Source organism: Belliella marina (assembly GCF_042682445.1).
GTDB classification, from domain to species: Bacteria; Bacteroidota; Bacteroidia; order Cytophagales; family Cyclobacteriaceae; genus Belliella; species Belliella marina.
The window spans coordinates 394,029-414,533 of sequence record NZ_JBHUHR010000015.1; the positions used below are offsets into that span (position 1 = coordinate 394,029).

Here is a 20,505-nt window from a genome sequence, read left to right on the forward strand (position 1 = left end):
TCTAATATCTATTGATGGACTGAACATTCAATTTAGCTATCGAATTGAATGTTCTTTACAGCTCCAATTTCTCCAATGATTTCAAAAGCATCATTTGGTTTTTTGCCCGATGCAGATTTTGCTCACCATACTTGATTTGGTAATAGATGTTCCCATTGAGATAATCTGACAGAAACCTAAACCCAGTAATGCAAGTCATCATCTTTCCACCAAAATGCAAAGAATTCAATTCTTCTTGTGTAAAAATACCCTGACCAACATCGATAAAAGCCTGATGCAAGCTATCATACTTGGATTTGTCCACATTAATTTCACTCCAATCTGTTGAGTTTTCTCCTTGGGTACAGGCAACCGTCCTGACCAAATCGCCAAAATCATTGAAAACATACCCAGGCATAATCGTATCCAAATCAATCACTGCCTTGACACTTTTCAAATCCTCAGAAAAAATCAGATTATTGATTTTGGTATCGTTGTGTGTCAATCTGATCGGCAATTTCCCTTTCCATGTTTTATATTCCCCAACGAGATATTCCCGGGAGAGAAAGAAATCCACCAAAGTCTTGACCTCACCTTCAATCGGGATTTTGGTTTGATCTATCGCCTCCAATAATTGATTGAATCTCAACTCCAAGTCCAGAAACCCAGGAATAACCTCTTTGAATTCCTGAACATTCAGATTGTTTCCCGCAAGTATCAGTTCGGCAAATGCCTTGGCAGCAAGATAGGCCTGGCTAGGTTCACTGATCTCTTCCAGACATACCCCAGCAACAAAAGGGGAAATCCGAAAAAAATCCTCCCTGACAGCAGAAAGTGTAAATCCCAAAACATTTACAATTGGCAAAGGAAACCGGAATGGCAAGTTCAAATAATCCATATATTTGATCAATAGCTCATGGTTATGGGAAATAATTTCCGGATTCTTGAAGACATCCTTATTGAACCTCTGGAGGATATAAGTATCTTGACCATCGATTACCTTATAAGTATGGTGGATATGACCACTGCCAAAAGGAATAATCTGATCATGCCGCCAATTAAAATCATAAAGCCTATTAAGCTCAGGCAAAAAGGAAAAAGTATTCATACATAGATATATTTATTCTGCAAAAATAAGTTTTTTGGATGAATCGTAAATCCAAAAAAATAAAATCCTAAACATAAAGACCCTTTGGGTTTGTCAATATTTTACATACATTAGTAAAAATTTTAATTAAGTAGATTATTTAAAATAAAAATTTTATCTAACAAACCAGATTCCTTATGAATATATCGCTACTAGACTGGGGCATTATTGCAGCATTCTTTGTGATTTCAATGTTGATTGGAGTATATACTTCAAAAAAAGCAGGCACCTCAGCAAAAGAGTTTTTTCTTTCAGGCAGAAATATGCCTTGGTGGCTGCTGGGAGTTTCCATGGTAGCAACAACGTTCTCTGCCGATACGCCAAACCTAGTTACAGATATCGTTAGGACCAATGGAGTTTCCGGAAACTGGGTGTGGTGGGCATTTTTGTTGACAGGTATGTTGACAGTGTTCGTATATGCCAAGCTTTGGAGGAGGTCTGAAGTTACTACAGATTTGGAGTTTTATGAATTGAGGTATGGAGGCAAGTCGGCGGCATTTCTGAGGGCATTTAGGGCAATCTATCTGGGTGTGTTTTTCAATGTTGTCATCATGGCTACAGTATCCTTGGCCGCAATCAAAATTGGCGGTGTGATGCTGGGCTTAAGCCCGATTGAAACACTTTTGATAGCTTCGATTGTAACTGTAGCATATAGTTCTTTGGGTGGGCTCAAGGGGGTCTTGCTGACAGATTTCTTCCAGTTTTTTATTGCCATGACCGGAGCGATTGGGGCAGCTTATTATATTTTGGATCTTCCGGAAATCGGCTCTTTGGATGTTTTGCTTAGCCATCCGAATGTTGTGGATAAGTTGAATTTCTTGCCTGATTTCAATGATTGGAATGTAATAGTACCCTTATTGATCATGCCCTTGGCGATCCAATGGTGGGCAACTTGGTACCCAGGTGCAGAACCTGGAGGGGGAGGCTACATCGCCCAAAGGATGTTATCTGCCAAAGATGAAAAAAATGCCATCGGTGCAACATTGTTTTTCAATATTGCACATTATGGTATGCGGCCATGGCCATGGATCATCATCGCATTGGGTTCATTGGTTATTTTCCCCAATATTTCTGACATGCAGGAAGCATTCCCACATATTCCCGTAGACAAAATGGGACACGATTTGGCTTATTCTGCTATGTTGACGTTTTTGCCAGCAGGATTGATCGGGTTGGTTTTGGCCTCGTTGATTGCAGCAGTCATGTCTACCTTATCCACACATCTCAATTGGGGTTCATCCTATGTCGTAAATGACTTCTACCTGAGGTTTTTGAAACCGGAGGCTACAGACAAAGAGTTGGTTTTGGTTGGAAGGATTTCCACGGTAGTTCTGATGGGCTTGGCAGCATTGTTGGCACTGGCCATGTCCAATGCATTGGAAGCATTTGAAATTTTGCTCCAAATCGGAGCAGGCACAGGTGCGATTTTCATCCTTCGCTGGTTTTGGTGGAGAATCAATGCAAAAACCGAGATTGCAGCTATGTTGATTTCTTTGGTAGTGGCGATATTCTTCCAATACGTCAACCCCAAACTCAATATCATCCCAATTTCTGAAGGGCAAGAATACCTGAAAATATTGTATGGTGTAATCATTACGACAATAGGATGGGTGACGGTCACATTGCTGACCAAACCAGAAAAAGATGATGTCCTGTTGACATTTTACAGAAAAGTAAAACCTGCTGCCTTTGGTTGGAAAAAACTACTGAACCGCTATCCTGAAGAAGAACAGGAACAGGGTCAATTGCCAATGGAGATCGGCTTGATGCTGGTAGGTTCCATCATGGTCTATGCTACTTTGTTTGCTGTAGGTTTTTGGATTTATAGTAATGTCGTGGGCGCCTCAATCGCAACCGGTATCGCAATTTTGGGTGGAATTATCATCTTTGGCAGCTGGAAAAAAATGAAGTAAGGGAACTTGTTAAGTCTTGGTTCTTTTTGAAATTACTGCCGTATTAAAACCAATAAAATATGCTCCCGTCCGGTCAACTCACTGGATGGGATTTTTTTTTTGCATTTTATGGCACACTGATGACACAGATTTGGTAGATGGCCACGGATAAAAACAGTGTCTCGTTCTGAATTTACTTGACACTTTTTCTTATTGTTTTATTTTTGTTTTCAATCCTCTTAAATACCTCTTAGTCCAAGTAAAGAGACCTCTCCTGCCGTCGAGGTGACTTGGTGGTCATTTCGAATTTACCTTACTTTAGGGAGGCGTGGAGCCTGTCCCGCAGGATTGCGGGAAGAAATCTCGAACTGAAATTTATATATACTTTTCATTTTCAGTACACGACAGGGAGGGAAAGTGAGATATCTCCCTACCGGTCGATATGCCTTGACAAGACAATCTCAGTCTTTCGACTTGAATCTTACCTCTTACCTCTTGCTTCTTGTTTCTCACTTCTCGTATCTTGCCTCTAGCATCTCGCTTCTTCTCCATCACTTTACAAACTCCAAAGTATTGATCAAATGCATCATGTCCACTTTGACGTGCTCTATGACCGGTGCCAGAGAGTCGTTTTTCATTGCCGTATTGAAATAGAGTGCTCCCCGGAGAAAGTTTTTGGTGGAATCCGTGACAAAAAACTGGAACTGTGTAGGAACCTCTCCACTCAACTCAGCCACAACACCTGTATATCCCTTTGGGGTCAAAAATACCGACTCTTCAATTCCATAGGCTTTGATTTGGTGCTTGGCAGTCAGATTGATCGCATCATTTAAGACCATTTTCACATCTCCTCCCTTGCTTCCCAATGGCAAATAGGTAAGATGGACTTTGGCTCCGAATTTTCGGTAATTGAGATTGATCCACGCACTTTGCTCCAAATTAAATGAATCCTGCTCAATCTGTGCAGCGATTGGAGAGTCAAAACTATAGGGATAATTCCCCTCAAGCATCTCGAAATCATGCTTTGGGAGGTCTATTCGATTATATCCCATCGGTCTTGGGAGATAATCTCCCCCACAGCTACTGATTATCAACAGAGCTAAAATAAAGACAAAGTTCTTCAACGACATGTTTCAAAGTTATCAATTTGGATTGATTTCAGCTTTGGAATGTCGATATTTATACAAAATTCAATATGTTTATCCCAATTGCACCAGAAGGCGATTTAAACAATTGGTTCAAGCGGAAAAAGTCAACAGCAGTTGAAAAAATAGTGGAATACATAATTTTACGTGGTCCATGGTGTGAAAGAGGGTAAACAAAAAATTCAAAAAAATCAAAATCATGAAAACAACAAAAACTATCCTTCAAAGCGCATTGATCATGATGCTCTTTTTTGCTGGTCAAACTTTGGCTACAGCCCAGACCACCATGGAAGAGTTTATGATGAAATGGGAAAACGGCAAAAAATTGACATTGGCCGTGGTTGATAAAATGCCAGACGATCTGCAAAACTACAAACCGCATGAGACAGCCATGAGTTTCAATGAACAAGTGACCCACTTAAGTTCAGCAATTGTTGGAATCAGTGGTGGTTTTTTGATGGGCGAAGAATCGGGAATTGATCTTGAGAAAAAGCCTACCACAAAAGCTGAGTTAAAAGCCCATGTTGAAGCTTGCTATGATTATGGCAAGGCAACATTTTCAAAATTGACAGAAGCCCAATTGGCTGAAAAGATTGACATTTTTGGAAACACGGCTAGCAGAAGACAGGTATTGGGATTGATAGATGACCACTGCACCCACCATCGTGGAGCAGCGATTTCCTACATCAGAGCCAATGGCATTGAGCCTCCAAGATTCAATGCATTGTAATAAAAAAAGCCGGGATGAACCCGGCTTTTTAATTGGAAAATAACTTTTCCATTTTCCAATGCTATTTTATAGTTTCGGGGAAATCGCTCTGAACAATCTCCGAAATGGGGCAATCACATTTTAGGTTGATCACTTTGGTCTGTGAAGACACAGACCAAAGTGATGAAATATCCATTTCAATATCTAATATCTATGAGTATCTGGATAATGAGAATATCACGATAATTTATTTACAGTCAGAACTGCGAATTTCCATTAAAAATTACCCCTTTACCCACTCCACTTTTTCTTCGATAGGCTTTCTTCGACCCTCAGGCCAATTGTCAGTAGCAGGCTTTGCAATGTAGAAGAATCCCATCAACATATCCTCCTCACCCAAGCCAAACCATTCCTTGGCTTCCGGCCAAAATGTAGGCCCACCAGTACCCCAATATGCCGCCAAACCATGTGCAGAAGCAGTGAGGTACATATTTTGAACAGCCATAGAAACCGCTGCGATTTCTTCCATCACAGGAAGGTTTGCCTTTAGATCACGCTTCATTTTGATGGCAATCACATGTGAGGCTCTCAATGGGCTTTCTTTGAATTTTTGAAAAGTAGCTTCAATGAAATTACCGTTTTTCGTAGCTCTTTCTTTGTAAAGATTTGCCTGAAAATCTGCAAACTTCACGAGTCCATCACCTGAAAAAACAGTGAAGCTCCAAGGCTCTGTCAATTTGTGTGTTGGTGCCCAATTGGCATTTTCGAGTATTTCCCCAATAATGGCATCATCTACTGGGTCATTTTCCTTGAATTGCGCCACAAACATGGATCTGCGTCCACGGATTATTTTATTTACTTCTTCGATGTTGAAATCTGGTTTTTGCATATACTGGATTTTATACTTTTTCTATCTAACTCTTAATGCTTGTTGCGCAAAATTGGTTTCTTTTTTATCAAAATTCAACCTTAAAATATATCGGAGTTGTTCACAACAAAGTAAATTAACATAGTAAATGTAGAGGCGATGCACTTGATGATTTTTGCTATCTTATGTATCAAAAATCAATCATTCCGATATTTATACACTTTAAAATTGAAAAATATAAATATAAAAATAGGTCAATACTGGATAAAACAAAAGGTTTTAACGGTTAAAACAACGGTTAAAAGTACCTATTTTAAGCTTATACAATTAGTTTTTAATATGTTTAGACAATCTTTTAATTAATTTTTGTTGTCTAAAACTAAGTTTTATGAAATCCAATAACCAGCAGCAAGCACTTTTACTTTTATGTAACCGCACGACAGCGCCGATGATCCGCGCATACAGCAAGCTTTATGAAGAAGCTTCCTCTTTTGGTGAAGTATTGTTTCCGAGTTCTTACCAAATGCAATATCTAATTGTACGGTCAATTTTCTAAAAAATCAAATATGAAAAAAATAATACTTGTTTGTCTAATATTTACTGTTTTAGGATGTAATGGAAGAGATGATACTTCTAACCATTTTACAATTGAAAAATTCCCACTAACAAAAGAAATCAATCTTGAAATTCTTAATGAAATCCATGATGTAATTCCAAGCCAAATAATAGTTTTGGACTCTCAATTGGTGCAAGTAAACAAATCAGGCGATCAGTATTTTTGGATAATTGATAAAAGCAGTAAAAATGTAATCAAAAGATTCGGAGAGAAGCAGGGACCATTAGAGCTGTTTGAACCAGTTGTATTGCAACAATATTTTGAAGAAACCGATACGGTTTATCATATCCTGTATGAAGTAGGTAAAAGAAGGGTAAGTTTCGTTGATCTTAAAAACGGAAATCTTGAAAAATTTGATAGGATTGAGTTACCAGATGATATTCATGATACATTTAGATTTGTGTATTATAGTGATAGCTTATCTATAACCGTTCCCACCGGAATGGAAGAAGCTGGTCGATTTAAAATCCTGAAAAACGATGAACTAAAACACATAAAATATTTGCCAGTGTTGCCGTTCAAAGTACATGAAAATAATTTAAACCCGATTTATACAAACGTAAGCTCGTCATACAATTTGGAAAAGGGAGTTTTCGTAGCGACATCTAATTTATTGGGGCAATATGATTTTTTTGATTTTAGTGGGGAATATCTTTATTCCACTATAATTGATAGGGATGAAAATTTAAAGAAAGCAATTCAACCAGAATTGATTTTTAATGAGTCAATAACATTTTACAACACCAGAATCATAAGTGATGACTCCTACATTTATTCTATGTATACAATCATGAATCGTGAAAAGGGATCTTCTTTTTCAAAGCTTCATGTTTTAGGTTGGAATGGCAAACCGGTAAAGGAATATACTTTTGATCAAGTAGTATCTGCTTTTGATTATGATCGCAAAAACAACTGCTTTTATGGAATCACATACTCTAACGATAGTTCGGAAAGATTTTATTTGGTTAAATGGATTATATGATAAAGGGATTCCAGAGTTGGTTGAGAAGTAATCTGAAACCATCAAAGAACTGCTCAATTAATGATTAAAGTGAAGTGTAGATACCTGTAGAGGTGGCGTGAGCTTTATTGTACACCATGCATTAGTCCTTGTGTGGAGAATTGTAGCGGTTAAGATTAAATATGTACGAGGTGTCTATTAATATAGACACCCTGCATTCTAATTAAAAAATTTAACATGAATACAAGAATCTCATTGATCGTGTCTATATCCGTTGTTTTATTGATGATTGGATGCAAAAATGGTACAGAGGACAAACTTGTGAACCTATATAAAGATTCATATAAAGGATACGATAAAGTACTCTCATCAGAAATGTCGGAAATCAAGACCATTAAAAATGACCTAACAACAATCCCTATCCCCCTAGACTTAAAAAAGAAAAAAATAGAACTGGATTTACTAGTGGACAGTGTCCATTTTGTACATTTAGAAACGAGGGAGGATATTCTACTTGGGGATATCAATCGAATTCTTTTTGCTGAGGATCGAATTGTGACCTTGGAAATATTTGCTAGAAATATAGCTCATATTTTTGATAGGGAGGGCAACTTCATCAGTCAGCTTGGAGTGCAGGGGGAAGGTCCTAATGAGTACCAAGAGATTACTAGTGCAGGCATAAACCATGCGAGAAGAGAGATTTTATTGATGGATGTTAGGGGGAGAAAGATGATGTATTATGATTTTGATGGAAAACACTTAAGAAATGAGCGCATGTATTTCTACGCAAATAGTTTTACGGTTCTAAACGATAGTACGATTTTGTTCAAACAGCTATCTCAAAGTAACTTTCACATCGAAAAATTGAGAGATCACATGTTGTATTTTAGTGATTATAGTTGTAAAGTACATCATTATTCAATTCCCTCTTGGGCATTAAGATATCCACAGATGCCCAAAAGATACATTTATGAAGATTTGAACCACAAAGACGGAAAAGCTTTGTACGGAGCATTTTTGAACGATACAATCTATGAGATATCTGAAAGTGGCATAATCAGTTCCAAATATTATTTAGATCTAGGCTCCAATGGACTCATGCAACATATGGATGCAAGTACAAACGATGATGATAGGCATAAATTGACTGAAAAAGGATACTACCATTTTGACGGAAAGTGCCTGGAAACGGACAATGGCTTGTATTTAAAGATTGGGGAATTCTACCATGTTTACTACAATAGATCAACTGGAGGATTTCAGTATGGGGGAAATGTACTGTATAAGTCTTGGTTTGGTAAGAAAATGGATCTTATTCAGTTTAAACACCCTATAGCCTCCGAAGGGAATTTCTTTATAAGCGTGACATGGCCTGACGATATCTTAAGAGCAAACCCAGACCCTGACGAGTATGTCCCTCATGTAGCAGACATGATCCGAAAAGCGGAAAAAGATGGAAATCCTATTCTGTCTTTCTTTACCTTAAAAGATTTTTAACTGTCATTAATCTAAAAGTTATGAAGAACATTGGAATGGGTCTAATTATTTCTCTGTCAATTATTTGTATATTGTATGTATACATGGAACGACAAAAGACCAAAAAGACATTGGCATCCCAATCAAAGAAAGTAGAAAAACTGCAGGAACAATTGATGATCCAAACGATCTATGGGGGGCAAATAGACTTACCCGAAAAAGTGCAGGATTTGAATCATGTAAAGGATATAAACTTCCAGAAAATGCTAGCTGAAGGAAACAAATTATTCTTCCGTTTTACAGACTTTCATTGTTCCAGTTGTATCGAAGAGCAGGCCATACTATTAAAAAGGTTTGCAGAAATTGTAGCTTCCGAAAACATCGTTCTATTGGTTTCAACAAATAATATCAGGAATATCAAATTGGTGTGCAAGGACTTAGACCTGAGTTTTCATTTATTTAATATAGATTATGGCCAGATATCCCATCCTGCCGAAACGGCTGAGTTCCCATATTATTTTGTCACATTGACAAACCAAATTAAAGGTAGTCTAATTTTCATTCCAGATAAAGGGATTCCAGAGTTGGTTGAGAAGTAATCTGAAACCATCAAAGACCTGCTCAATTAATGATTAAAGTGAAGTGTAGATACCTGTAGAGGTGGCGTGCGCTTTATTGTACGCCATGCATTAGTCCTTGTGTGGAGAATTGTAGCGGTTGAGTCAAAAAATAATTAAGGGGAGTCTGACAATCAAACTCCCTATACTTTTATTAAATAAATCTAGACATGAATAGAAAAATTCCAATAATACTTTCCACATCCATTTTTTTATTGACATGTGGATGTAAGTTCGGCTCTGAGGACAAATGGGTAGAGCTGTACAAAGATATATATAAAGGATATGAAGAAGTCCTATCACCTGAAATGTCGGAAATCAAGACCATTGGGAATGACCTGACAGTAATCACAGTGCCAACCGACTTGAAAAAGAAGATGATAGAATTGGACTTGCTAGTGGACAGTGTACATTATGTACATCTGGAGACTAATGAAGATGTCCTACTTGGAGATATCAAACGCATCCTATTGGCGGAAGATAGAATTGTGACATTGGAGCTTTTTTCCAGACACATTGCCCATATATTTGACAGGAATGGCAATTTTATCAGTCAGCTTGGGATACAGGGGGAAGGTCCCAATGAGTACCAAAAAGTCATGGATGTTGCAATAAACCATACCAAGCATGAAATTCTGCTGATGGATCTTGAAGGAAGGAAAATGATGTATTATGATTTTGATGGAAATCATTTAAGAAATGAACGCTTATATTTTGAAGCAAGTAATTTCACATTGCTAAATGATAGCCTACTTTTGTTTAAGCAGTCTCCCAAAAGTAATTTCCATATAGAGAACTTCAGAGATCATATGTTGTATTTGACGGATTACAAGTGCAAAGTCCAGCATTACTCGATTCCCTCTTGGGCATTGCGATATTCGAAATTCCCAGAAAGGCTTGTTTATGAAAGTCTGAATTATAACACTGGACAGGCTTTGTACGGAGCCTTTCTGAACGACACAATTTATGAGATTTCCGGTGATGGAATAATCAGTCCAAAATATTTTATTGATCTTGGAGCTAATGGGCTCATGCATTATATAGATGAAACTACCAACAATGATGACAGGCATAAACTGACGGCTGAAAAAGGATACTACCATTTTGACGGAAAATGCCTGGAAACAGACAATGGACTATACTTAAAGGCAGGGGAATTTTATCATGCTTACTATAGCAGGTCAACAGGAGGTCTTCAGTATGGAGGAAATGTCCTATACAAGTCTTGGTTCGGTAAGAAAATGGACCTTATCCAGTTTAACCACCCTATTGCCTCAGAGGGGAATTTCTTTATAAGCGTGACATGGCCTGACGATATTTTAAGAGAAAGACCAGATCCTGACGAGTATGTACCTCATGTAGCGGATATGATCCGAAAAGCGGAAAAGGATGGCAATCCTATCCTATGTTTCTTTTCCATAAAAGATTTTTAACTGTCATTAATCTAAAAGTCATGAAAAATATCCCAATCTTCTTGATCATCGGTTTCTTGTTATGTTGTAATGGGCAAGATGGTGCTTTGGCCTCTTTTGAAGCCAACATGGTGATTGATGTCGACAAGCCCATCACCATAAAATATTCCCAGCTTTTTGATACCTGTAGCATAGTTCCACTTGAAACAGACGGGGAACATTATATCGGTTCAATAGATAAAATCATTTATGGAAAGGAAAATTTAGTCGTACTTGACAATAGAATGGCTAAGGCAGTTTTTATTTTTGACAGGAAGGGGAAAATAAAAGCAGTTATCAACAATCAAGGAGAAGGTCCTGGTGAATACAAATTTCCGATGAACATATATATGTCTGAAAATGAAGGAAAAATATATATACATGATTCTGGATCTGCAAAGTTACTTACCTTTAGTACGGATGCGCAGTTTTTGGATGAATTCCAGCTTAAACCGGAGTACCGAATGGAAGACTTTTTTATGAAAGATGACAGATTATATTTTGTGAAAACATATGTAGAAAACTGGACCGAAAAAATTGGCTATACCAATCTGGAATTTAAAAACTTTCAGCCGTTGGAAACCTACTTGCCAGGAGATTGGATGATACGAGATGGAGGAAAGCATAAATATTTCTATAAATCCGATAATCCAGAAGAATTTATTTACAAGGACTTTTTGAATAAAAGAATACTGTTCTTTAAATCAGATGAGCTTAGCGAGGTGGTTTCGATCACTTTCAACAAACATTTCTTTGAATACAATAAAGAAGAAAAGTATAACGGCAGAACAATATTCGAAAAAATGGCAAGGGAAAATTTATATGTTCTAGGTGATAATTTAATTGACACCAAAAACTTTATGTTGATCAGCGTGATAAGAGGGAATAGAGGGGGATTGGCAGTCTGGGACAAGAGTACCAATAGCACATACTTGGTTGAGAAAACTGTTAATGATTTGGATGAATTTTATCCTGTCTTATTTATACCGGAATACAATAATGAGTCAGGGCAATTTACTTTTGCTGTTGACGCTAATGAGTTCAACCGCATCAAGACAGAAAAGAAAAGGGAGGAAGATAATCCTTATAACTCATTACTCAGTCAAATATCAGTGGATAACTATGACAACCCTGTTCTATTTATTTATCAGTTAAAGGAGTCGTTGGATATAGAAAAGAAACACCACTAAACTACTTTCTAAGTCTAAAGACCAATAGGTTTGGTATCGCATAAAGGCGACTAAAGTGCATCCAAGACTTAGTGATCTTTGTGGTTATAATTTCCACCACTAAAATCACCAAGTATAAACATCAAGTTCACAAAGAAAAAACACTAAAATATTCACCTAAAGGTGAGGGATATTCCCCAGATAGAAACATTAATTCAAAGATTTTTTTTCTAAAACCTATAGCCAACTTTCACACCGCCGTAATAATTCCTTCCCGGTGCAGGTTGGAAGAATCTATTTGCAAAAGCATTCAGATCATTTCCCAAACTGTAGGACTCATCAAGCAAGTTATCCACACCCAAATATGCCTCCAAGTCCCAATTCCCCATAAATACACTTCTCCAGCCAATTCTGCTACCTACCAAGTTGTAAGCATCTTGATAAACTGTGTTGGCATCATTCAAGGGCAACTTATCCACATATTGATGGGTGAAGTTCAGATATACACCAAACTTGGTCCTTAGATCAAATTGGTTAACTAGGGTATTTGGAGAGACGCCAGTAAGTTGGTTCCCTGAAAAATCATTCCCACCGCTATTGAAATCCGCAAATTCAAAATAATGTCCAGTAAACGCATGATTGATTTTCAATTCTTGGATAATTGACTGGGGATTTTTCCACAAACTATAATCAACCTGTGCCTCAACTCCCCGTTGGTTGGTACTTCCGGCATTTCGGAACAAAACCACCCCTTGCTCATTGGCAAAGGTAGTGATCGTCTGATCCAGCTTGAAATAGAAACCTGTGACATCAATATTGAAGATCCCAAAACTCGATCTGTAACCCAGTTCATAGTTCACTCCCCTTTCAGCTTCCAAACCCAAGTTCAAACTGCCTTCATTAGTCCGAACCTCATCAATACTTGGTGGAGAAAAACCAGAACTTATACTTCCATGCACTGCAGAGGTATTGTTGATCTTGTATGCAAGCGCAAACCTTGGTACGATGATTGGGTCAAATCTCCTTACATTATCAGCGGGTTCATTTGCGCTGGCATCAATAGTTCTGTTGATATCATATTTGGAAAAATTCTCACTTGCCGCCAAAGTCAGCAAAAGCGCAGGAGTCAATTCCATTTCAAATTGTTGGAAAAGAAATGCTTGGGTCGTAATCAAATCATCACTAAACCTCACCGTATCTGCTTGGCCATTTCTATTGCCAAAATTCTGGGCCAATGTCTTACCAAATTGGTATTCCCCACCGGCAATTATTCGAATTGGGAATTTGCCCAACTTATCGTTTCTGGTAAATTTCGTTCTTCCCCCATAGCTGAAGGCTGTCTCCTTTTTATAATCCAAAATAAATGGGTTTTCAAAGTCCGTCGTGTTTACAAATACCGAAGTTTGATTATCCAAATACTCATTGAACTGGTATGTATGTGATAACAAGCCATAAAGTGACTTTTGGGAGATCGAACTGTTTTGATCTACAGAACCCGGTCTTGCTTGCCTTGGGTTTTCCACAACCTGATCCGAATTAAGTGCGCCTGGGATTTCATAATACAAATCTGTATATAAAATCTGTGTGGACAATTCCTGTTTTTCGGAAGGCTTCATGTGTGCCGCCATTTGAAACACCTTCCTATCAACCCCACTGTGCTCACGATAACCATCAGATTTTTGATGAACATATGAAGCACTTATCCCACCATTTCCTATTTGCTGCTCTATCCCAAACCTATATCTCAGCAACCCGAAATCACCAATATTCAAATCTGTAGAAATCCTGTTCTCCTCTATGCCCATACGACTTTCCAGATTGATCACACCTCCATTTCCCGCTCCATAAATACTACTGGCCGGCCCTTTGATGATTTCAGTATTCTGGATATTACTCAAATCAAGCAAATTCAATGGCGTAGTTCCATCGGGAGAAGTAAAAGGAATCCCATTCCAATATACCTTGATGTTTCTCACTCCAAAAGGAGATCTCAAAGAACTTCCCCTAATCGATATCCTATAACTTGCCGGCGCCCTTTCTTCTACCCTAACACCAGCCTTGGTATTGAATGCATTGACGATAGAGGTTTCATTGAATCGGTATAACTCATTTTCCAGCACCCTACTCACTGCACTTGCCTGCATCAACAGGGGTCTGTCAGTTTCAAAAGCGGTCACGGTAACTGTGGATAAGTCGTTGGTAAGTGGATTGAGTGCTATTAGAACTTCTCCATCTGGATTCACCACCTGAGTCAATATTTGGTACCCAATATGGGAAAAAACCAGTTCATTTGGTTTTGTCAAATTAATTTGTGCAACACCATTTTTGTCAGTGGATTGATTCTTTCCACCCTCAACTTTGATCAGGACTCCAGGGATGGGAAGCTCATTCTGAACATCAATGACCTTCACTGAGGTCTGTGCATAACTGGATGAAAAGACAATAAATAGAATAGGAAATATTAGTTTTTGCATGGGGTAGGATTGAATCTATAAAATTACCAAAACTTATGGCGTTCGAGGAAAAAAATCACATGAATAGTGAAATAAGGTGATAAATCTATTTTTTCAGAACAAAATATGTATGATTTTGCCCTTGTAAATTCATAATTAACTTTATCTTCCAGCCACTAATAACTCTATTCACCTGAAAGCAAAAAAAATGTTTAGAAAACTCCTTATCCTCCTGCTTATCATTGCCTGTAACAGTCCCAAAGCCCCTGAGCCAGTACTTCCTATCCCTTCTGAAAGACAATTGGCTTGGCACAAAATGGAATATTATGGTTTTGTCCATTTCAACATGAATACTTTTTCAGATATGGAATGGGGAATGGGTGATGAAGACCCCTCAAACTTTAACCCCACGGAACTGGACACCAGACAATGGGCTAAAGTTGCAAAAGAAGCTGGAATGAAAGGGCTCATCATCACAGCCAAGCACCATGATGGATTCTGTCTTTGGCCCTCAGAGTATACCGAGCATTCCGTGAAAAACTCCCCATGGAAAAATGGCCAGGGTGATCTTATCCAAGAACTGGCTGAATCCTGCAAAGCTGAAGGGATCGGTTTTGGAATATACTACTCTCCCTGGGATAGGAATCATGGCGGCTACGGCACGGATACCTATATTGCTTATATGAAGAACCAGCTCACCGAGTTACTGAGCAACTACGGTGAAGTGTTCGAGGTGTGGTTTGACGGTGCAAACGGAGGAACTGGATACTATGGTGGTGCAAATGAAGACAGAAAGGTAGACAAGCGCTCTTACTACGAATGGGAAAATGTCTATAAGTTGGTTAGGGAATTACAACCAAATGCGGTGATCTTTGGAGACGCTGGCCCAGATGTACGCTGGGTAGGCAATGAACATGGCTATGCATACGAAACTACCTGGTCAAACTTACTGAGGGATTCGGTCTATGCTGGAATGCCTGAGTACGCTGAAATGTATTCAAGTGGACAAGAAAATGGAAGTCACTGGGTTCCTGCGGAAGCTGATGTGTCGATCAGGCCAGGATGGTATTATCATGCTTACGAAGACCATAAGGTAAAATCACTCCCACAGTTATTGGATATATATTACAGAAGTATTGGACAAAACAGTGCACTTCTTATCAACTTTCCAGTAGACCGAAGGGGACTTGTCCATGAAAAGGATGTGGAGCAAATCATGAAGTTATCCACAAAGATCAAAGAAGACTTTGAAAACGACCTGATTCATAATGCCAAACTGGTTGCGAGCAATGAGCGCGGAAAAGGTTATGGGGCAGACAAAGTTCTTGACAATGAATGGGAAACCTATTGGGCAACGGAAGATGGAGTGGTAAATAGCAGCATCGAAATAACTTATCCACAAAAAATCCGCTTCAATAGATTCCTGATTCAGGAATTCATTGCATTGGGACAACGTGTCAAAAGCTTCAGCCTGGAAATCCAAACAGATGAAGGTTGGCAAGAAATCCATCAAGGTACAACTATCGGGGCAAAAAGGATTCTAAGACTGGATGACCATTATACTGACAAAATCAGGCTGAACATATTAGACGCAAAAGCTTCTCCAGCCATATCCAAGGTTGGTGTATTCGATGCACCAAAACTATTGGTTCAGCCAGTTATCCACAGGGACAAAGAAGGGATGGTCAGTATGGAAATTCCGGAATCTGGTGTGGACATCTATTACACCCTCGACGGTACTATTCCCAGCAAATCAAATGGAGAGCAATATACCGCCCCATTCATCCTGAAAAACGCAGGCAAAATCACAGCCATTTCAATCGATCAAAATAGTGACAACTCCAGTGAAGCCCTTACCCAGAATTTTGATATTGCAAAGTCTAATTGGCGGGTGATTCATGACGATCCAAACTCAAAAAACATCATCGATGCCAATCCCAATACCAACTGGACAAATCCAAAAGATGAGGTTATCATAGACCTAGGAGAACTTGTCCACATCAATGGATTTGAATACTTACCTCCACAAGGACGGTATTTTAGCGGTTTGGTGTTCAAATATCGATTCAGCGGCAGCGCAGATGGAAAGAATTGGCGAGACCTGGCCGTTGGGGAATTTTCAAATATCCACAACAACCCCATCAAGCAAGAAATCCGCTTTGGGAACACCCAAACCCGATATATCAGATTGACAAGTCTGGAGACATGGGATGGAAAACCGACCCAGTATGCAGAGATAGGAGTAATTACCCAAGAATAAAAAATGAAAACAGGCAGTTGAATTAATCATACTGCCTGTTTTTTTACAAGTATTTATCAATGTCTTTTAGTATAGAAATGAGACCTGGCAGATTTAAATCTTTCAAATGGCAGTTCTTACCAAAGAAGGACAGTTCTTATATTAATTGAAAACCTGTCAGGTCTTATCTAAACGACATTGAAGTTTATAATAAATTACTTCCTCTTTGCCTTTTTCATAGGATTATCTCCAGTGGACGCTCCTCTTACTCCCCCTGCTCCCTTGAACAACTCAAACCTGCTTGGAGTGAATGTTCTCGGCCAGTAATTGTTGGATTCATCTATGTCTGCAGTCTCCCTGAATGGATCCAGCACAATACTCTTTACCTCTTTTTTCTTCGCAAAAACCTTCGTGACTTCAGTTTCATTGAGTCTCCAGATTTGTGCAGGGATCCTATCTACTTCAGAAGTTCCATCTGTGTAATTGAACTGGATAATCAACGGCATTACCAGCCCCCCAACATTTTTGAACTTCAATTCGTAAAAATTCAACCCGCTGTTCAATAGGTCTTTTTCCTGCTGGCTTAACCTTGCCATAAAATCCTTATAGGACTTTTCGTCCTCTGGTGTTACAGTGAAGGGATTGTAGCTATTGTAGAAATCCCTAGTCCCTGGATCCGCTTCTAAGACTGTCTGCTCCACATCTTTGGTATTATATGTCTTTGAAATATAAGTCTCCTCCCTGTCAAATGCTTTCTTTTCATCCGCCTTTTTCTCTGCGGGGCTTCTGTTGTCCAACTTGAACCAACCCACGGACTCCAAGGAAATATCTACAGGGTCAGTCCCAAAAAACCAACCTCTCCAGAACCAATCCAAATCCACCCCGGATGCATCCTCCAAGGTTCTAAACAAATCTTCAGGTGTAGGGTGTTTGAACATCCACCTTTGGGAATACTCTTTGAATGCGTAATCGAACAACTCCCTGCCCATCACTGTTTCCCTTAGGATATTCAATGCTGTAGCAGGCTTGGCATAGGCATTTGGACCAAATTGGATAATATTCTCGGAGTTGGTCATGATTGGCTCCAATAAACTTTGGTCACTTGCCATATATGGGGCGATTTTGTGAGCAGGACCTCTTCTTGATGGATAGTCTCTATCCCATTCTTGCTCTGCCATAAACTGCATAAAGGTGTTCAATCCTTCATCCATCCACGACCATTGTCTTTCATCGGAATTGACGATCATCGGGAAATAGTTGTGACCAACTTCATGGATGATCACCGAAATCATCCCATATTTCACAGCATCAGAATATGTACCATCTTCATCTGGACGGCCGTAATTGAAGCAGATCATTGGATATTCCATACCATTGCTAGCTTCCACTGATATCGCAACAGGATATGGATAATCGAAGGTTTTTGCAGAATATGACTTGATTGTATGTGCCACTACCTTTGTGGAGTATTGTTCCCAAAGTGGATTGCCTTCTTTGCCATAGTATGACATCGCCATCACATCATTTCCTCCCTGCTTCACCGCCATAGCATCCCATATAAACTTCCTTGACGAAGTCCAGGCAAAGTCCCTGACATTCTCGGCATGGAAAATCCATGTTTTTTTATCTTTTGCTTTTCCTTTTTCCAATCTCTCAGCTTCCGCTTGTGTCCTGATGATAACTGGCTCATCATATGATTTCTTGGCCTTTTCCCAACGATCCATTTCAACAGACGAAAGTACTTCATCGGGATTTTGCAAGACTCCGGTCGAACCGACCATGTGGTCAGCAGGTACGGTGATTTTCACTTTGTAATCCCCAAAAGTCAGGGCAAACTCACCCCTTCCCACAAACTCCTTGTTTTGCCATCCTTCGAAATCCGAATAAACTGCCATTCTGGGAAACCATTCCGCCATTGTATAGAGATAATTCCCGTCTTTTTCAAAATATTCATATCCTGGACGTCCTCCGATAAAACTCATCCTATCGTGGATATTGAAGCTCCAATCTACCGTGAATTCGAATTTTTCGCCTGCTTTCAATGGCTCTGGAAGGTCTACCCGCATCATGGTGTTGTTCACAGTCACAGGAATATCGTCCCCTGCCATTGTCTTTACAGTATGGATCTTATATCCCAAATCTTGGTCATGCCAAACAATCCCCTCAAGCTGCCTCATGGACATTCTTTGGTTGATACTGCTGGTGGCCATTTTTGGTGTATTGGAGTCTGCAGCTCTTTCATTCTGGTCGAGCTGGATCCATAAATAGGTCAATTGATCCGGTGAATTGTTGAAATAGGTGACTTTCTGCCAGCCTTTGATCGATTGGTTGTCATCGTTCAGTTCCACTTCTATTTCGTGATCTGCTTTCTGTTGCCAATACATGTGTCCCGGAGCACCCGAAGCTGTCCTATACACATTTGGTGAGCGCAACATCTGCCCTAGCTGTTCGAACTTTTCGGCATGGTTTCTCTCCGCCTTTTGGCCAAAAGATGCAAATGAACACATAAGTCCAAATGCAAGGAAGGTAAATACTCTATACATATTGTAGCTATTATAGTCAATGACCCGAAAGTCAAAATCTTTGATAAGATAATTATTTTCTACCAAAACTTCGTGTCTATCATCATCATGATAGACATCCCCAAGACAATGGCTGAAATGGCTATTGTCCATTCCTTTCTATTGACACCTATCAACCCGACGATTAGGGAAGAGGCAATCAGGAAAATCGCCACGATCGCCAACTGCCCGACCTCCAGTCCAATATTGAATGCCAAAAGTGGTTGGAAAATGGAGGCTTCACGCCCCAAGAGCGACCTGAGGTAATTGGAAAACCCAAGACCATGGATCAACCCGAAGAAAATGGCAAAGATATAATTCAGCTGGATACCTCGGCTATTGCTGGGTTTCGGTTTGATGATATTGGCAAAGGCAGTGATGGCTATCGTCACCGGAATCAGGAATTCTATCAAATTTGAATTGACTTTGACAATATTCAACGTCGCCAAGGCCAGAGTGATAGAATGGCCAATCGTAAATGCCGTAACCAATATCAAGATTTTTTTCCAATCTCTGGCTAAATAAATAGCACAAAGCGCTACCACAAAAAGGATGTGGTCAAAACCTTTAATGTCTAGGATATGTTTATATCCCAACTCAAAATACAATTGAAATTGGCTCATTTTTGCCTTAAGAATTTTAAAATTATTTTTCCTTCATATTACGGGAATGTAAGTATAATGCATAATTTGCAGAAAAAGTACAATTAAGCTCTCAAATGGTATATAATTATATTTTCACTTTAATATTGGGATGGAAGGTATTGATGCACCCTTTTTATATCAGTCTGACAGACATCAGATACAATGATGCTTCGAACACGATAGAAGTTGCACAAAAGATTTTTTGGGATGATCTGGAGCGCGGTTTGGGAGAAACCTTCAAAACCAAAGTGGATTTTCTAAACCCCAGTTCCCAAGAGCATCTAGCTGAAATGCTTCGGAAATATGTCACCCAACACAATGTGATCATGGTCAACGGGAAAACAATCAAGCTCAGCTACGTCGGTTATGAAATCGAAGAAGATGCTGCTTGGATTTACCTAGAAGGTTTCGATGTCGACTTTCCCAAGACTGTCAATATCAGAAACACCATTCTCATCGAACAATTTGATGATCAACAGAATATTGTGAACTTTTATATTGGGAAGAAACCCAAAAGCCTGATCTTGCACAAAGAAAAACCCGAGGGGGTGATTGGCTTTTAGGGAAGAGATACAGAG

General features: G+C 39.1%; 15 protein-coding genes. 9 read left to right on the plus strand and 6 right to left on the minus strand.

The features are described 5' to 3' along the window. Positions 1-55: 55 nt before the first annotated feature. The gene (locus ACFSKL_RS06010; protein WP_376884378.1) at positions 56-1,087 is read right to left on the minus strand and encodes a phosphotransferase enzyme family protein; all 1,032 of its coding nucleotides are present in this window, start codon (positions 1,085-1,087) and stop codon (positions 56-58) included. A 176-nt stretch (positions 1,088-1,263) separates the two neighbouring features. Here ACFSKL_RS06010 and ACFSKL_RS06015 point away from each other — a divergent pair, with 176 nt between their 5' ends. Continuing rightward, a complete protein-coding gene (locus tag ACFSKL_RS06015; protein WP_376884380.1) occupies positions 1,264-3,039 on the plus strand; it encodes a sodium:solute symporter family protein in 1,776 nt (591 codons plus the stop codon). 530 nt (positions 3,040-3,569) lie between these two features. Here the strand turns inward: ACFSKL_RS06015 and gldD are convergent. Further along, positions 3,570-4,148 carry a gliding motility lipoprotein GldD gene (gldD, locus tag ACFSKL_RS06020; RefSeq protein WP_376884383.1) on the minus strand — a complete coding sequence of 193 codons (579 nt, stop codon included), beginning with the start codon at positions 4,146-4,148 and terminating at the stop codon, positions 3,570-3,572. 214 nt (positions 4,149-4,362) lie between these two features. Here gldD and ACFSKL_RS06025 point away from each other — a divergent pair, with 214 nt between their 5' ends. Then, the gene (locus ACFSKL_RS06025) at positions 4,363-4,893 is read left to right on the plus strand and encodes a DinB family protein (protein ID WP_376884384.1); all 531 of its coding nucleotides are present in this window, start codon (positions 4,363-4,365) and stop codon (positions 4,891-4,893) included. Positions 4,894-5,155: 262 nt separating this feature from the next. On the opposite strand, the gene ACFSKL_RS06030 is transcribed toward ACFSKL_RS06025, so the two are convergent. Continuing rightward, a complete protein-coding gene (locus tag ACFSKL_RS06030; protein ID WP_376884386.1) occupies positions 5,156-5,761 on the minus strand; it encodes a nitroreductase family protein in 606 nt (201 codons plus the stop codon). Positions 5,762-6,306: 545 nt separating this feature from the next. Here ACFSKL_RS06030 and ACFSKL_RS06035 point away from each other — a divergent pair. The 5 genes from ACFSKL_RS06035 (at position 6,307) to ACFSKL_RS06055 (ending at position 12,051) form a co-directional block, all read left to right on the plus strand. After that, on the plus strand, positions 6,307-7,338 hold the full coding sequence (locus ACFSKL_RS06035; RefSeq protein WP_376884388.1) for a TolB-like 6-bladed beta-propeller domain-containing protein: 1,032 nt from the start codon (positions 6,307-6,309) through the stop codon (positions 7,336-7,338). 216 nt (positions 7,339-7,554) lie between these two features. Further along, complete coding sequence (locus tag ACFSKL_RS06040; protein WP_376884389.1) at positions 7,555-8,814, plus strand: 6-bladed beta-propeller; 1,260 nt, start codon at positions 7,555-7,557, stop codon at positions 8,812-8,814. An 83-nt stretch (positions 8,815-8,897) separates the two neighbouring features. Next, positions 8,898-9,392, plus strand: coding sequence for a hypothetical protein (locus tag ACFSKL_RS06045; protein ID WP_376884391.1), 495 nt, complete (start codon positions 8,898-8,900; stop codon positions 9,390-9,392). Between the two features lie 188 nt (positions 9,393-9,580). Then, positions 9,581-10,843, plus strand: a complete 1,263-nt coding sequence (locus tag ACFSKL_RS06050) for a 6-bladed beta-propeller (RefSeq protein WP_376884393.1) — start codon at positions 9,581-9,583, stop codon at positions 10,841-10,843. A gap of 20 nt (positions 10,844-10,863) precedes the next feature. Beyond that, positions 10,864-12,051, plus strand: a complete 1,188-nt coding sequence (locus ACFSKL_RS06055; protein ID WP_376884396.1) for a 6-bladed beta-propeller — start codon at positions 10,864-10,866, stop codon at positions 12,049-12,051. A gap of 209 nt (positions 12,052-12,260) precedes the next feature. Here the strand turns inward: ACFSKL_RS06055 and ACFSKL_RS06060 are convergent, their stop codons facing one another. Further along, complete coding sequence (locus ACFSKL_RS06060) at positions 12,261-14,504, minus strand: TonB-dependent receptor domain-containing protein (RefSeq protein ID WP_376884398.1); 2,244 nt, start codon at positions 14,502-14,504, stop codon at positions 12,261-12,263. Between the two features lie 187 nt (positions 14,505-14,691). Between ACFSKL_RS06060 and ACFSKL_RS06065 the strand changes: the two genes are divergently transcribed. Beyond that, positions 14,692-16,743 carry an alpha-L-fucosidase gene (locus ACFSKL_RS06065; RefSeq protein ID WP_376884399.1) on the plus strand — a complete coding sequence of 684 codons (2,052 nt, stop codon included), beginning with the start codon at positions 14,692-14,694 and terminating at the stop codon, positions 16,741-16,743. 194 nt (positions 16,744-16,937) lie between these two features. Here the strand turns inward: ACFSKL_RS06065 and ACFSKL_RS06070 are convergent, their stop codons facing one another. Both ACFSKL_RS06070 and ACFSKL_RS06075 read right to left on the minus strand, forming a co-directional pair. Next, a complete protein-coding gene (locus ACFSKL_RS06070; protein WP_376884677.1) occupies positions 16,938-19,265 on the minus strand; it encodes a M1 family metallopeptidase in 2,328 nt (775 codons plus the stop codon). A gap of 59 nt (positions 19,266-19,324) precedes the next feature. Beyond that, positions 19,325-19,906, minus strand: coding sequence for a HupE/UreJ family protein (locus tag ACFSKL_RS06075; protein WP_376884401.1), 582 nt, complete (start codon positions 19,904-19,906; stop codon positions 19,325-19,327). Between the two features lie 95 nt (positions 19,907-20,001). Here ACFSKL_RS06075 and ACFSKL_RS06080 point away from each other — a divergent pair, with 95 nt between their 5' ends. Continuing rightward, positions 20,002-20,490, plus strand: coding sequence for a DUF6702 family protein (locus ACFSKL_RS06080; protein ID WP_376884403.1), 489 nt, complete (start codon positions 20,002-20,004; stop codon positions 20,488-20,490). Positions 20,491-20,505: the final 15 nt, after the last annotated feature.

Coding starts and splice junctions, on each gene's coding strand:
- ACFSKL_RS06070 (WP_376884677.1), bottom strand. CDS start 19,265: ATGTATAGAGTATTTACCTTCCTTGCATTTGGACTTATGTGTTCATTT.
- ACFSKL_RS06060 (WP_376884398.1), bottom strand. CDS start 14,504: ATGCAAAAACTAATATTTCCTATTCTATTTATTGTCTTTTCATCCAGT.
- ACFSKL_RS06080 (WP_376884403.1), top strand. CDS start 20,002: ATGGTATATAATTATATTTTCACTTTAATATTGGGATGGAAGGTATTG.
- ACFSKL_RS06065 (WP_376884399.1), top strand. CDS start 14,692: ATGTTTAGAAAACTCCTTATCCTCCTGCTTATCATTGCCTGTAACAGT.
- ACFSKL_RS06050 (WP_376884393.1), top strand. CDS start 9,581: ATGAATAGAAAAATTCCAATAATACTTTCCACATCCATTTTTTTATTG.
- ACFSKL_RS06025 (WP_376884384.1), top strand. CDS start 4,363: ATGAAAACAACAAAAACTATCCTTCAAAGCGCATTGATCATGATGCTC.
- ACFSKL_RS06030 (WP_376884386.1), bottom strand. CDS start 5,761: ATGCAAAAACCAGATTTCAACATCGAAGAAGTAAATAAAATAATCCGT.
- gldD (WP_376884383.1), bottom strand. CDS start 4,148: ATGTCGTTGAAGAACTTTGTCTTTATTTTAGCTCTGTTGATAATCAGT.
- ACFSKL_RS06015 (WP_376884380.1), top strand. CDS start 1,264: ATGAATATATCGCTACTAGACTGGGGCATTATTGCAGCATTCTTTGTG.
- ACFSKL_RS06045 (WP_376884391.1), top strand. CDS start 8,898: ATGGAACGACAAAAGACCAAAAAGACATTGGCATCCCAATCAAAGAAA.
- ACFSKL_RS06040 (WP_376884389.1), top strand. CDS start 7,555: ATGAATACAAGAATCTCATTGATCGTGTCTATATCCGTTGTTTTATTG.
- ACFSKL_RS06075 (WP_376884401.1), bottom strand. CDS start 19,906: ATGAGCCAATTTCAATTGTATTTTGAGTTGGGATATAAACATATCCTA.
- ACFSKL_RS06055 (WP_376884396.1), top strand. CDS start 10,864: ATGAAAAATATCCCAATCTTCTTGATCATCGGTTTCTTGTTATGTTGT.
- ACFSKL_RS06010 (WP_376884378.1), bottom strand. CDS start 1,087: ATGAATACTTTTTCCTTTTTGCCTGAGCTTAATAGGCTTTATGATTTT.
- ACFSKL_RS06035 (WP_376884388.1), top strand. CDS start 6,307: ATGAAAAAAATAATACTTGTTTGTCTAATATTTACTGTTTTAGGATGT.